We start from the raw sequence: 13,621 nt of genomic DNA, 5'->3' as shown, positions 1-13,621 counted from the left end.
AACCATTCTCTGACAGTAAGGATTAACACATCACCATGGCGCTGGATCGTGAAACAGCAATGCAGGTGGCCTCGGTACTGAGCCGGGGCCTGCCCTATATCCAACGGTTTACCGGCAAGACGGTTGTGATCAAATACGGCGGCAACGCCATGGAAAATGAAGACCTGAAGAGCAGCTTCGCCCGCGACGTGGTGTTGATGAAGCTGGTCGGTATCAATCCCATTGTGGTGCACGGTGGTGGCCCCCAGATTGGTGAGCTGCTGGAGCGGTTGAACATCCAGTCCCGCTTTGTGAACGGCATGCGGGTGACCGACTCCGAGACCATGGATGTGGTAGAGATGGTGCTTGGCGGCCAGGTCAACAAGGAAATCGTTTCCCTGATCAACGCCCAAGGCGGCACCGCCGTGGGCCTGACCGGTAAAGACGCCAACCTGATCCGCGCCCGCAAGCTGGAAGTGGTGGATCGTTCCCCGGAGCTGGAACGCCCGGAAATCATTGATATCGGCCATGTCGGCGAAGTGGCCAGCGTGAATGTGGATGTGATCGACATGCTCACCCGCAGCAACGTGATTCCGGTGATTGCGCCCATCGGTGTCGGCCCGGACGGTGCTTCCTACAATATCAACGCAGACCTGGTAGCCGGCAAGGTGGCCGAGGCCATGAAGGCGGAGAAGCTGATCCTGCTGACCAACGTCTCCGGCCTGAAGAGCAAGGACGACAAGGTGCTGACTGGCCTGACCGCGCAGCAGGTCAACGACCTGATCGAAGACGGCACCATCCACGGCGGCATGCTGCCGAAAATCCGTTGCGCCCTGAGTGCGGTGGAAAACGGCGTGCGTACCTCCCACATCATTGATGGCCGGGTGGCCCATGCCTGTCTGCTGGAAATCTTTACCGACGAAGGTGTCGGTACCCTGATTTCCCGTAACTGAAGCCGATAACCGGGAGTAACCGTGGCATGAAGCGCCTGCTGTCCTTTCTGATCATCCTGGCCCTGGTGGTGTTTGCCGGCTTCAAGGCCGGTGCCTGGTGGCTGGCGGATCAGCGCCTGGCGGAGGCGCGCACGGCACTCTCGGAGGTCGGTGTATTGCAGCGAGGCAACATCAGCTCGGCACTGGATGGCCGGTTACTGCTGAAACAAGCAGGCTGGCAGGACTTCCGGCTGACCCAGCCACTGGAGCTGGGCCTGGTGGAGCTGGACACCGGCTCGCCGGTGAGCCTGCTGACGGCACTGATGTACCCGGAGCCGCTGCCATCCGACTGGCAGCTAAAGGTAGAGCAGGCCAGCATGGTTCTGGAACCGGTGATGTTCCGCAACTGGGTAACCGCCGGCGCTGAAGCCGAGGATGCACCGGCACCTCTGGTTGTGCTGTCCTGTGCGCCGGACCCGCGCCAGCAGTTGGGCAGCGGCGACTTGACCCGCATGGGTATTGAAGCCATCCGCGGTGACCTGTTGCTGATTCAGGACAGCGAAGGCCTGCACGCGGAACTGAATACGGTGGATACCGGCAGCCTGGAAGTGCACTGGCCCGGTGCCCGCTTACAACTGCTGGATTCGGAGCTGACCCTGGCCGGTGCACAGGACAATGCCAGCGTTACTTTGCGGGATGGTGGCCTGATGCGCCGTTTGTCAGCCTACTGTGGCCGGGAAACCGGGCTCACGGTGAACGAGTGGGCAGGCAAGGCGGCAACTGCACTGGATACCGGGCTGCGGGCCCGGGGATACCAGGCCAGTGACCAACTCGTTGCGCTGTATCGTCAGTGGCTGACCGAAGGCGGCGAGCTGGTATTCCCGGTTGCGGCCACCACCGGCACACCGGATATCCCGGTTCGCACCGAAGACAACCCGGAGGCCGCCTGGCCGGTGACCTACAATGGCGCCACGGTTCCGGATGTCTACCTGACCACCATTGAAGTGGTTGAGCCGCCTCTGCCGGCTGAAGCCATGGAGCCGGTCGCTGTCCAGGAAGAGCCGGGCAAGCAGGGGTGGTATGAAGAAGATTCCGAAAACGCGAGCGACTGGATCGGCCGACAGGTTCGTATAACTCTGTCGAACGGTAACCAGTTGGAAGGCCGGCTCGACATTGTCGGGGAAAGGGAAATGGACATCACCCGTTCGGTGGGCAGCGGCGAAGTATCCTATCCGATACTGATTCGCGCCATCAGCCAATTCGAAGTCTGGCGGCGCGGCCGGGCAGACTGACGCCAACAAGCCGGGAGGCGAGGATGGTGCACACAGACAGCAAAGCCAGCGTGCCGGGCATCCGGGAGATGCTGGCCCGATTGATTTCCCAGCCATCGATCAGCAGTGCGTCGCCGGACTGGGACCACAGCAACGAGGCGGTGGTTCGCACCCTGGCTGAATGGCTCGAAGCGCTGGGCTTTGCCATCGAGATCCTGGATGTGCCGGGCATGCCCGGAAAGTACAACCTGGTGGCTACTCTGGGCAGCGGCCCCGGCGGCCTGGTGCTGTCCGGCCACACCGATACCGTGCCCTTTGACGACAAACGCTGGCACAGCGACCCCTTCACCCTGACCGAAAAAGACGATCGCTGGTATGGCCTGGGTACCTGCGATATGAAAGGGTTTTTCCCGCTCGCCATCGAGGCGGCGAAAGCCTTTATTGACCAGCCCCTGAAGCAGCCCCTGATTATCCTTGCCACCGCCGACGAAGAAAGCTCCATGAACGGGGCCCGGGCGCTGGCCGAGGCGGGCAAACCCAGGGCCCGCTATGCCGTGATTGGCGAGCCTACCAGCCTGCGGCCGGTGCGTATGCACAAGGGCATCATGATGGAGCGGCTGACCTTCGAAGGGCAGTCCGGCCATTCCTCGAACCCGGATTTAGGCCGCAATGCCCTGGAGGGTATGCACGAGGCCATGACCGAACTGCTGGCCCTGCGTGGCCAGTGGCAGGAGAAGTACCGGAACCCGGCGTTCAAGGTGCAGGTGCCCACCCTTAACCTTGGCTGTATCCACGGTGGCGACAACCCGAACCGTATCTGTGCCCGCTGCGAGCTGCACTTTGACCTGCGGCCGTTACCGGGCATGGACATGGATAACCTGCGCCAGGCTATCCTGAACCGCATCCAGCCGCTGGCGGAGCGGCGCCAGCTGGCCCTCAGTTTCGAGCCTTTGTTCGATGGTGTGCCACCGTTCGAGACGCCGGCGGATGCGGCACTGGTGCAAGCCTGCGAAAAGCTTACCGGGCACACCGCCCATGCTGTTGCCTTCGCCACCGAAGCGCCCTGGCTGCAGAAGCTTGGCCTGGAAACCCTGGTGATGGGCCCCGGCTCCATTGACCAGGCGCACCAACCAGATGAGTACCTGGAACTGTCGCAATTACAGCCCACGGTGGATATTCTGCGGGGACTGATCAGGCAGTTCTGTATCGGATGAACAGGGAGACCGGTTTGAAATCAAACGAATGGCTGCACGGGTTCCGGCACTCATCACCGTACATCAACGCCCATCGCGGGCGCACGGTGGTGCTGACCATGCCCGGCGATGCCATAGAACACCGCAATTTTATTAATATCATCCACGACATCGCCCTGCTCAGCAGCCTGGGTGTGCGACTAGTGGTGGCCTTTGGTGGTCGCCCGCAGATCCAGTCGCGGCTGGATGATGCCGGCCTGGAATCCACCTTCTCCCGCGGGCTTCGGGTCACTCCCGATGACCACCTGCCGCTGGTGATGGAAGCCATTGGCGGCTTGCGCGCCTACGTTGAAAGCCAGTTGTCCATGGGGCTGGTGAACTCGCCCATGCACAACGCCCGGATCCGTGTCAGCAGTGGTAATTATCTGACTGCCAAGCCGGTCGGGGTGCTGGATGGTATTGATTACGGCTACACCGGGCGGGTACGCCGGGTCGATAGCCGGGGTATCGAGCAGTTGCTGGAACTGGGCCACATAGTGTTGCTGCCACCCATGGGCTATTCACCCACCGGCGACGCCTTCAACCTGTCCTACGAGGATGTTGGCAGCCAGGTGGCGGCCGCGCTGCAGGCGGAAAAGCTGATTGTCTTTATTGATGATGAAGGCCTGCTGGATGAAGACGGCTCGCTGATCCGTGAGTTGTCTGCGCGCCAGGCTTCCGAGCGGTTGAACGACAACACCGTGACCGGCCACGATGCCGCGTTGCTGAAAGCCGCCTGTGATGCCTGTGTTAAAGGGGTGCGCCGGGCCCACATTATCAGCTACGCCGAAGACGGCGCCTTGCTGGAAGAACTGTTCACCCGGGACGGCTCCGGCACCCTGGTGAGCGGTGACAACTACGAGCAGATTCGCCAGGCCCGGGTGGAAGACATCGGCGGGATCCTCGAACTGATTCAGCCACTGGAAGAGCAGGGCGTACTGGTGCGCCGCTCCCGGGAAATGCTGGAAACCGAAATCGACCGGTTTGTGGTGGCAGAACGGGACGGCACCATTGTGGGTTGCGCTGCCCTCTACAATTACCCGGATGAAGGCGCCGGCGAGCTTTCATGCTTCGCCGTTGACCCTTCTTATCGCCGGGCAGGCCGGGGTGACGACATCCTGGCCATGGTGGAAAAGCTGGCCCGCAGCCAGGGCATCCGCAAACTGTTTGTGCTCACCACCCAGACCGAACACTGGTTCCGGGAGCGGGGCTTCGAGCCGACGGCCGTGCAGAACCTGCCGGGGCCCAAGCTGGCGGCCTACAACACCCAGCGCAACTCAAAGGTGTTCGTCAAACCGATGTGACAACTCCGCCAGCCGGGCCCTGCGTTTCGGTTCCGGCTGGCCGGACAGCTGTTCCACCTGCCGGTAGAATTCCCCGAAGTTGTAGTCCAGCTCCCGCAACAGTTGCCGGAACGCCGGCACATGCTGGTTGTACTGCCGGAACAGCGCCAGGTTGGCGTTGTTCAGCTGCACCGGCGGCGCCCCGAAAGGGCCGGGCTCCGGGTAGTCATCGGCCAGCCGGGCATAGGCCTGCGCCAGTTGCTCCAGGTGTCCTGCCTTGCGTTCACGCAGTTGTTCCGGGGTCAGCCTGTCCTGCCGGTCGTACAGCTGCTCCAGCTCTGCCGTAGTGGCCTCAACCAGGGCCAGGGTTTGGTTTCGGTGTTCCTGCCGCAGCAAGGCCAGGTCAAAATCTTCCGCACTGTTTTGCTGCTCCAGCCACAGGCGCAACCCTTCCAGTTCCACGGCGGTCGCAAAGCTTTCGTTGAAGGCGGTATCTTCGGCCATGTAGACCACCTGGTGGGCCAGTTCGTGGAACATCAGCGCTACCATGCGGTCATCCGACAGGCGGGTAAAGCCGGTGTGCAGTGGGTCATCAAACCAGCCCAGTGTTGAGTAGGCCGTCATCCCGCCAATAAAGGTGTCGTAGCCCTGCAGGCGGAACCGGGCCTCTTCCTTGCGTGCCTGTTCGAGTTTGAAGTAGCCTCGGTAAGCCTGGCAGCCGAGCACCGGATAGCACCAGCGGTGGGGCTCCAGGGAGAACTCGGGCACCGCCACCAGGTTGACCACCACCCAGGGCCTGTCCAGTTCCACGAACTCGGTAAACGCATCGCCCACGGGCAGGTCGAGCCGGTTGCTGGCGAAGCGGCGGGCAGCTTCGGTAAGCTCCAGTTTCTGCCGCAATTCCGGCGGTGTATCCGGCTGCTTTTGCAGGCGCTCTACCGGCTCGCCCCGCATCATCAGCGCCAGGTGGCCGTCGATAGCCTGGCTGTAGTAGCCAAAAGTCGAACACCCGGATACACCAGCCAGAAGTAGTAAAAGAAGATTGATCTGAATAAGCTGTTTCATGACATGGAATGTTATGATGAAACACTTGCACGGTCACTGAGCAAATGCATTGCCAGCCATCGCCGTCGAACCGGTAACCGGCCAGGATGTCCATGGAACCCAAAGAACGTCGCAGCAGCACCCGACAGCCCATCAAACTCGCAGCCCAGCTTGATATCGGGACCGGTAATCCGTTGCCGTGCCAGATTGCCGACTTCTGTGCCGAGGGCATGTACATTCGTTATTCTGCCGAAACCTCCGGCAAGATCGAACGGGCCTTCTCGGGTGATGCGCCGCAAGAGCTGGTGGTGCGTTTTCGCGGGCTGGAAGGTAACCGCCGTTACGAGCTGCATGTGACACCCACCCGTCGTACCGAAGGGGCCATGGGCGTCAGTTTTACTCGCTCGGACCCCGAGGCGGTCAACGCCATGCTCAAGCTGTGCGGCGCCAGCCGGGAACAGGATCGCTCCTCCCTCAAGGCGCCTTCTGACCGGGTCCAGTTTGTCCTGCACCAGGCCGCCCGGGCAATTACCCACTACATCGAACCCCTGATGGATGCCTGCATCGTTCAGATGGCTGAGGAACTGCAGGCTGCTGCCAGGAAGGCTTCCCATGACCAGCAGGCCAACGAATACCTGGAAGCGACCGGGCAGATCCACAGCCGCCAGCGGGTCATCTGGCACCAGATGGCGGCCAGCCTGCAGTCACCCCTGAAGCCCGAACCCAAGGGCGCCCCCGGCGCGGCGCTGTCGGTAGTCGACAAGAACGAATTCGAGGAATGGCTGGCGGTACGCGTGATGGTGACCCGGGCCGACACCCGCTATCGCGGTGACTTGCTGCAGCTGAAGCTGCGCCTGGACCACCTGCAGGTGGCCAACCGCACCGGCCACCATAATCCGCTGGGGCCGGCCCTGGTCAGCGAGGCGTTCCACAATGCCCTGGGGCAGCTCAACCTGTCCCGGGATGTGGAAAAAATTTGCCTGAAGGTTTTCGAGCTGACGGTGCTGAAGGAACTCGGGCCCATGTACCGGGAACTGAACAACATACTGATTCGCCATGGTGTGTTGCCGGATCTCGACCTGTCCCGCTACCTCAGTGAACAGCCCGATCCCCGGCCAACCAGGACGCCGCCGGAGCCGAAGCCGGCTGAAGAGCCGAAACCGGCTGTGGACGATCAGCAAAGTACTGCGGACCAGAACAGCGACCCCGCTAACCGGCCAACCGGTGACTTCCGTGGTTATTCCCAGTCGGCCCGGACGGCGTTCGCCACGGTTCGCAACCTGTTGAGTACCCTCCAGGCCAGACGGGCGGCCGCCGGAGAACCGGCAACCGGGATGTTCCCCGCCGATGCCCGGCCGCTGTCGCCGGGTGAGCTGTACCGTGATCTGCAGGAACTGCAGCTACAGGTTGTCGGTGACGAAGACGATACCGCATCCCTGAAAGAGCGGGTGCTGGGCAAGGTTCGGGAAAATGGCGAAGACGCCGGCCTGAACGAGGAACAGCAGGAAACCCTCGATGTGGTTGACCGCTTTTTCCAGAGTGTGTTGTCCAGCCCGAAACTCAGTGAACACGCCCAGGCCATCATGCGCCGGCTGGAAGTGCCGGTACTGAAGGTGGTGATGCGTGATCCTGCGTTTTTCGAGGACCATGGCAGCCCGGTTCGGGAAGTGATGAACCGGCTGGCCCAGCTGGGTATCCGGGGCGGCCGGATCAACCCGGTGGTGCAGCGCCGGGTTGATGAGCTGGTGCACCGTATTGCCACCGAGTTCGAGCAGGACCCGGCGATGTTCGAGCAAACGCTTGCCGAGCTGGACGGGCTGATCGAGCGCCAGAACCAGATTTATCGCCGCAACGTTGAGCGGGTGACGGCGGCAGCAGAGGGGGCCCAGAAAGTATCCGAGTCCCGGGCGGCGGTCACTGAAGCGGTCAACCGCAAGATTGCCGGCTGCCGGGTGCCCAGGGCACTGATGACCCTGCTGGAAGGTGGCTGGCGTGACCTGCTGTCGCTGACCTGGATTCGCCAGGGCCCGGACAGCCAGGCGTGGGCTGATTACCTGGCGGTAATCGACTCCCTGCAGGCCTTCGGTGAAGACCCGCAGATGGAGATCAACCTGCCGGAACTGCTGCGGCTGATCCAGGATGGCCTGGCGTCTATTTCCGGTAACCATATGCCCTCGTCCCGGATTCGGGAAGAACTCAAACGGTTCCTGGTGCGGTCGCCGGAGCAGCCGCCTGAAATGGTGGATGTGCCCGAGGCCGAGCCGGAGCAGGATGCGGCAGCACAGGACCAGGATGGCCTGAGCGAACTGGAGCGGCGCAACCTCCAGCGCTGGATTACCCGCGCCCAGCAGTTGCAGGGCGGGCAATGGCTGAAGGACCTGAGCCAGCCGGAACAGCCCCAGCATATCAGGCTGGTGTGGGTTGCCCGGGGCTTCGGCCGCTTTGTCTTTGTGAACCATCAGGGCATGAGAGTGGTGGAGCTGGGCCTGGAAGACCTGGCCCGCCAGATGCGCCGTGGCGTGATTGTGCCGGATGCCGAGTATGATCGGCCGCTGGTGGATGAAAGTATCGACCGCATGGTCAAGGATGTTTACGACCAGCTGTCCTGGGCATCCAGCCATGACCAGTTGACCGGCCTGCTGAACCGCCGGGAATTCGAGCGTATGCTCGACCAGCAACTGGCGGGACGGGAAGAAAACCTGGCCTTGCTGTACCTGGATCTTCGGGGTTTCCGGCTATTGAACGACACGGCCGGCTACCAGGCCGGTGATGAAGTGCTGAAACGCCTGGCGGATATCCTGTGCCGGCAGGCGGAGCGTGGCCGGCCGGTGGCGCGCCTGGCGGGTAACGAATTTGCCATGCTGGTGCCGGCGGACAAGGGCAACAGCATTGCCAAGGCGCTGATCAGCGCCATCGAAACCGATGTGTTCGAATTCGGCGGCAACCAGTATGCGTTGTCGGCGAACGTGGGGCTGGTGCCGGACCTGCCGGTGCTGGTCAATGGCGAGCGCTGGTTGCGGGCCTCCGAGCAGGCGCTGACCGCCGCCCGCAAGAAAGGCGAGGGCACCATTGCCGAGTATGCGCCGGACAAGGCCGACCAGGACCGCCAGGAACAGATTGCTGCCCGGCTGGCGAACCTGCGGGACCCGGGCGACGAGCGCATGTTGCTGCGCTGCCAGAAGATTATCCCGCTGCATGGCAAAGCCAGGATGCCGTCCCAGTACGAAGTGCTGATCAGCATGTACGACGACAGCGGGCAGCTGATTACTGGCCGGGACTTCATCCGCATGGCCGAGCGCTATGACCGGATGCAGGTGGTGGACCGCTGGGTGGTGGGCCACATGCTGGACTGGTTGCGGGAAGAGGCGCCGGACCCCGGCGCGGTGGGTGGAATCTGTATCAACCTGTCCGGTCACTCCCTGAATGACCAGTCGCTGCTGGAGTTTATCTACGAAAAGCTCAGCAAGCAGGATGCGCCCATTGAACGGCTCTGGTTCGAACTGACAGAAGCTTCGGCCATCAATGACCTGCAGGCAGTGGCCGACTTCATGGCGGAAATGAAGGAGCTGGGTTGCCGGTTCTGCCTGGGTGACTTCGGTAGTGGCCCCAGCTCGTTCCAGTTCATGCGTTCGCTGCCGGTGGACCTGATCAAGATCGACAGCGCCTTCACCAGCCAGCTGGTGGCCAGCGAGACTGACCAGACCATGGTGAAGTCCATGGTCGACATGGCCCACTACATGGAGCGGGAGGTGATTGCCTCGCAGGTGGAGTCCCGGGGCGTGCTGGACCTGTTGCGACAGCTGGGTGTGGACTATGCTCAGGGCTTTGTGATCGAGAAGCCGCGGCTGCTCGACAGCCTGACCTGATCCGGGAGCCTTGCCGTTTATGTCCAAACGCCATCCTGTCATAGCCGTTACCGGGTCCTCCGGAGCGGGCACCAGTACAACCGGCCAGATCTTCAGCCGGTTGTTTGCCAGTGAAGACATCAGCGCGGCGATGGTCAGCGGCGACAGCTTTCACCGATATACCCGCGAGCAGATGGCCCGGCTGGCAGCCAAGGGGCAGTTCGGCGAGCGCAACCACTTTGCCCTGGCGGCCAACCACATCGACCGCCTGGAAGCCTTGCTGTACGACTACAGCCATACCGGCAACGGCCGTTATCGCCACTATGTCCATGATGAAGACCGGGAGCTGATTGCTGCCGGTTTCAAGCCCGGAACCTTCACCCCCTGGCAGTCATTGCCGGCGGATACCGATTTACTGTTCTACGAAGGTTTGCATGGCGGGGTGGTCAGCGAAAACTACAACATTGCCCAGTATGTGGACCTGTTGATCGGCGTGGTGCCCATCGTCAATCTGGAATGGATCCAGAAGATTCACCGGGATACCAACCAGCGGGGTTACAGCCCGGATGCGGTGGTCAAAACCATCATCAACCGTATGGACGACTATGTGCACGACATCGTGCCGCAATTCTCCCATACCCACATCAACTTCCAGCGCATCCCGCTGGTGGATACTTCCAACCCGTTTATTGCCAGGGATGTGCCCACCGAAGATGAAAGCATGGTGGTGATCCACTTCCGGGAAGCCGCCGATGTCGACTTTGCCTGGCTGTTGCAGGTGATTCCCCACAGCACTCTGTCCCGCCACGATACCCTGGTGATTCCCGGTACCAAGATGCCCCTGGCCATGGACCTGATCGTCCGGCCCATGGTGCAGAAGCTGATGGCCGGCAAGGCCTTCGCCTGAAGCTCAGGCGGTCAGGTGGCCGCTCTGGTAATCCTTCAGGGTCTGTTCGATTTCTTCCCGGGTGTTCATCACAAACGGGCCGTATTGCACGATCGGCTCGCCGATCGGTTTGCCGGCTATCAGCAGCACACGGGCCGGCTGTGTGCCGCCCTCCAGCATCAGCTCGTCACCGTCATCCAGCACACTGGCTGCCGATGCCTGCAGCCGGGTGCGCTTGCCCCCCGTGATCAGCTCGGCGTCGCCTTCGTACAGGTACAGCATGGCGTTGTGGCTGGCCGGTACCGGCAGTGACAGCTGGCTGCCGGGCTCCAGGTGAATGTCGGCGTAGATGGCATCGGTACTGCCGCCGGTGACCGCACCGGACACCTGGCCACCACTGAGGGTCATCTCACCGGCAATCAGCTTGACGGTGGCGCCGCCCTGACTGAAGGCCGGAATGTCTTCGGGCTGGATATCCCGGTAGCCGGCCGGTTTCATTTTTTCCGCCGCCGGCAGGTTCAGCCACAGCTGGAAACCGCGCATCAGGCCGGATTCCTGCTGCGGCATTTCCGAGTGCACAATGCCCCGGCCGGCGGTCATCCACTGTACGCCGCCGTTGCGCAGGTTGCCCCGGTTACCCAGGTGGTCTTCGTGCAACATGTGGCCTTCGATCATGTAGGTGACCGTCTCGAAACCCCGGTGCGGGTGGGCGGGAAAGCCGGCAATGTAATCCTGGGGCTGGTCAGAGCCGAACTCGTCGAGCATCAGGAAGGGATCCATGCGGATGCTCTGGCGCTGGCCCAGGGAGCGTTTGATTTTTACCCCGGCACCATCGGAGGTCTCCAGTGCGGGGATAATCTGTTTCAGGGCGCGATGCGTCATGGTGTCGTCCTCTCGGTTAGCAATGGTTCCATTAAACCGGGGCGACGGGCAGGATGAAAACGCAGAATTCTGGCGGGAGGGATCAAAAAAACTGAAGGAGCGGCCGGTGGCCCGTCCGGGCCACCGGCAGGGCCGGATTACTCCACGTTTCGGGAGTAGAAAATCTCCAGCATTTCGCGGCGCAGACGGTCTTCGATGGACTGGGCTTCGGCCGGGTCCAGTTCGCTGGCATTCACGCCGAATACATAGTTATCCAGGTTGAAGTCCTTCAGCATCATCTTGGTGTGGAACAGGTTTTCCTGGTACACGTTCACGTCGATCATCTGATAGGCGTTCTGGGTGTCTTCGGTCAGGTAGTTCTGGATCGAGTTGATGTCGTGGTCGATGTAGTGCTTGGTGCCGTCTACATCACGGGTGAAGCCCCGCACCCGGTAGTCCACGGTCACGACATCGGAATCGAAGCTGTGGATCAGGTAGTTCAGTACCTTCAGGGGTGAAATCAGGCCGCAGGTGGACACATCGATATCCGCCCGGAAGGTGCTTACGCCATCGTGGGGATGGCTTTCCGGGTAGGTGTGCACGGTTACGTGGCTCTTGTCCAGGTGCGCAACAATGGTGTCTGGCAGCGGGCCCGGGGATTCCTCGTTATTGGCTTCACTGTCGGTCACTTCATGCTCGGCAATCAGCATGGTGACAGACGCGCCATGGGGCTCGTAGTCCTGGCGGGCAATGTTGAGGATGTTGGCGCCGATGATCTTGACCACGTCTGAAAGGATCTGGGTCAGGCGCTCGGCGTTGTACATCTCGTCGATGTAATCAATATAGGCTTCACGCTGTTCTTCGGTCTGCGCGTAACAGATATCGTAGATATTGAAGCTCAGGGACTTGGTCAGGTTGTTGAAACCGTGTAGCTGGAGTTTGGTTTCCATAATAGTTGATCACCTTTTGCGCAGACCTTTAAGAAAGTTGCGTATTATGCATACCGTATGTGTCATTGGATAGTCGTTGCAATGACTTTTTCCAGCCGGTTATTCCGCCTCGTGGATCTCGTAACTGTGGCTGATTTCCACGCCTGCCTTACCCAGCATGATTGATGCCGAACAGTACTTTTCTGCGGACAGGCTAACTGCCCGTTCTACCTGCTTTTCTTTCAGGTTGTGGCCGGTTACCACAAAGTGCAGGTGAATCCTGGTGAACACGGAAGGCACGGCATCGGCCCGCTCGGCCTCGAGCTCGGCGTGGCAGGCGGTGACGTCCTGGCGGCTCTTTTTCAGGATGCTCATGACATCAAACGACGAGCAGCCGCCCACGCCCATCAGCAGCATTTCCATGGGGCGGGGGCCCAGGTCCTGGCCGCCGTGGTCGGGCGGTCCGTCCAGTTGTACGGTGTGGCCGGTGCCACTGGTGGCTTTGAAGCTGGCATTGCCGGTCCAGTCAACGGTAGCTTTCATCGGTGTCTCCATCGGCTATTCGGGTATGGCCGGGAATGCTAGCACAGTTGCCCGCAACCGGCCTTCTTGTTATAAGTTGCCGGGCACATCAGTAAAAACCCTAACCTGCAGGGAAAAGCGGGGATATAAAAAGATAAGCACTGCCAGACTCTGAGGAGGCACGTCTCGCATTATGGCTACTATCGTCAAGCCGGTTGAGCAGAAGACCAAACATCTCGATTATTTTCTTTCCCAATGCCATCGCCGGCGCTATCCCGCCAAAAGCACCATCATCTATGCAGGCGACAAAAGTGACTCCCTGTTCTACATCGTCAAAGGTTCGGTGACCGTTATCATTGAAGACGACGATGGCCGGGAGATGATCATGGCCTACCTGAACGCCGGGGACTTTTTCGGCGAAATGGGTCTGTTCGATAACATGGATTCCCGCAGTGCCTGGGTCAAGGCCAAGACCGAGTGTGAAGTGGCGGAAATCAGCTACACCAAGTTCCGGGAAATCGCCCAGCAGGATCCGCGGGTGCTGTATTTCATCGGTGAGCAGATGGCAACGCGCCTGCGCCAGACCACTCGCAAAGTGGGTGACCTGGCCTTCCTGGACGTAACCGGTCGGGTGGCCCGTACCCTGCTGGACCTGTGCAAGGAACCGGATGCCATGACCCACCCGGACGGCATGCAGATCAAGATCACCCGCCAGGAAATCGGCCGCATTGTCGGCTGTTCCCGGGAAATGGTGGGCCGGGTACTGAAAACCCTGGAAGATCAGGGCCTGGTGCGGGTGAAAGGCAAGACCATGGTGGTGTTCGGCACCCGCTAAGG

11 protein-coding genes are annotated in these 13,621 nt (G+C 61.1%); 7 read left to right on the top strand and 4 right to left on the bottom strand.

Annotated features, from left to right (window positions below; translation table 11 throughout):
- Positions 1-35 precede the first annotated feature (35 nt).
- Genes argB through argA form a run of 4 tightly spaced genes read left to right on the top strand, consistent with a single transcriptional unit; the run spans position 36 to position 4,718 of the window.
- On the top strand, positions 36-932 hold the full coding sequence (gene argB / locus B2589_RS01295) for an acetylglutamate kinase (RefSeq protein WP_022988460.1): 897 nt from the start codon (positions 36-38) through the stop codon (positions 930-932).
- Between the two features lie 26 nt (positions 933-958).
- The gene (locus B2589_RS01290; protein WP_286815368.1) at positions 959-2,203 is read left to right on the top strand and encodes an acetylornithine deacetylase; all 1,245 of its coding nucleotides are present in this window, start codon (positions 959-961) and stop codon (positions 2,201-2,203) included.
- A gap of 23 nt (positions 2,204-2,226) precedes the next feature.
- Positions 2,227-3,396 carry an acetylornithine deacetylase gene (gene argE, locus B2589_RS01285; RefSeq protein WP_094624968.1) on the top strand — a complete coding sequence of 390 codons (1,170 nt, stop codon included), beginning with the start codon at positions 2,227-2,229 and terminating at the stop codon, positions 3,394-3,396.
- 14 nt (positions 3,397-3,410) lie between these two features.
- The gene (argA, locus tag B2589_RS01280) at positions 3,411-4,718 is read left to right on the top strand and encodes an amino-acid N-acetyltransferase (protein ID WP_094624995.1); all 1,308 of its coding nucleotides are present in this window, start codon (positions 3,411-3,413) and stop codon (positions 4,716-4,718) included.
- Here the strand turns inward: argA and B2589_RS01275 are convergent.
- Positions 4,692-5,762 (bottom strand): aminopeptidase, encoded by a 1,071-nt coding sequence (locus B2589_RS01275; RefSeq protein ID WP_286815367.1) that lies wholly within the window; start codon positions 5,760-5,762, stop codon positions 4,692-4,694. The two genes, argA and B2589_RS01275, sit on opposite strands and share 27 nt — an antisense overlap.
- 92 nt (positions 5,763-5,854) lie before the next feature.
- Between B2589_RS01275 and B2589_RS01270 the strand changes: the two genes are divergently transcribed.
- Positions 5,855-9,607 carry a DUF1631 family protein gene (locus tag B2589_RS01270; protein WP_286815366.1) on the top strand — a complete coding sequence of 1,251 codons (3,753 nt, stop codon included), beginning with the start codon at positions 5,855-5,857 and terminating at the stop codon, positions 9,605-9,607.
- 19 nt (positions 9,608-9,626) lie between these two features.
- Positions 9,627-10,493, top strand: a complete 867-nt coding sequence (locus tag B2589_RS01265; RefSeq protein WP_199458227.1) for a phosphoribulokinase — start codon at positions 9,627-9,629, stop codon at positions 10,491-10,493.
- A gap of 3 nt (positions 10,494-10,496) precedes the next feature.
- On the opposite strand, the gene B2589_RS01260 is transcribed toward B2589_RS01265, so the two are convergent.
- The 3 genes from B2589_RS01260 to B2589_RS01250 all read right to left on the bottom strand — a co-directional run bounded on the left by B2589_RS01260 (position 10,497) and on the right by B2589_RS01250 (position 12,805).
- Complete coding sequence (locus tag B2589_RS01260) at positions 10,497-11,354, bottom strand: pirin family protein (protein WP_286815365.1); 858 nt, start codon at positions 11,352-11,354, stop codon at positions 10,497-10,499.
- A gap of 137 nt (positions 11,355-11,491) precedes the next feature.
- On the bottom strand, positions 11,492-12,283 hold the full coding sequence (gene speD / locus B2589_RS01255) for an adenosylmethionine decarboxylase (protein ID WP_022988452.1): 792 nt from the start codon (positions 12,281-12,283) through the stop codon (positions 11,492-11,494).
- 99 nt (positions 12,284-12,382) lie between these two features.
- Positions 12,383-12,805 (bottom strand): OsmC family protein, encoded by a 423-nt coding sequence (locus tag B2589_RS01250; RefSeq protein WP_022988451.1) that lies wholly within the window; start codon positions 12,803-12,805, stop codon positions 12,383-12,385.
- Positions 12,806-12,977: 172 nt separating this feature from the next.
- Between B2589_RS01250 and crp the strand changes: the two genes are divergently transcribed.
- The gene (gene crp / locus B2589_RS01245) at positions 12,978-13,619 is read left to right on the top strand and encodes a cAMP-activated global transcriptional regulator CRP (RefSeq protein ID WP_022988450.1); all 642 of its coding nucleotides are present in this window, start codon (positions 12,978-12,980) and stop codon (positions 13,617-13,619) included.
- Positions 13,620-13,621 lie beyond the last annotated feature (2 nt).

This window comes from Marinobacter sp. UBA3607 (assembly GCF_002375525.1).
GTDB classification, from domain to species: Bacteria; Pseudomonadota; Gammaproteobacteria; order Pseudomonadales; family Oleiphilaceae; genus Marinobacter; species Marinobacter vinifirmus.
The sequence above is the reverse complement of the archived record's forward strand: the minus strand, read 5'-3'. Positions and strand labels throughout refer to the sequence as shown.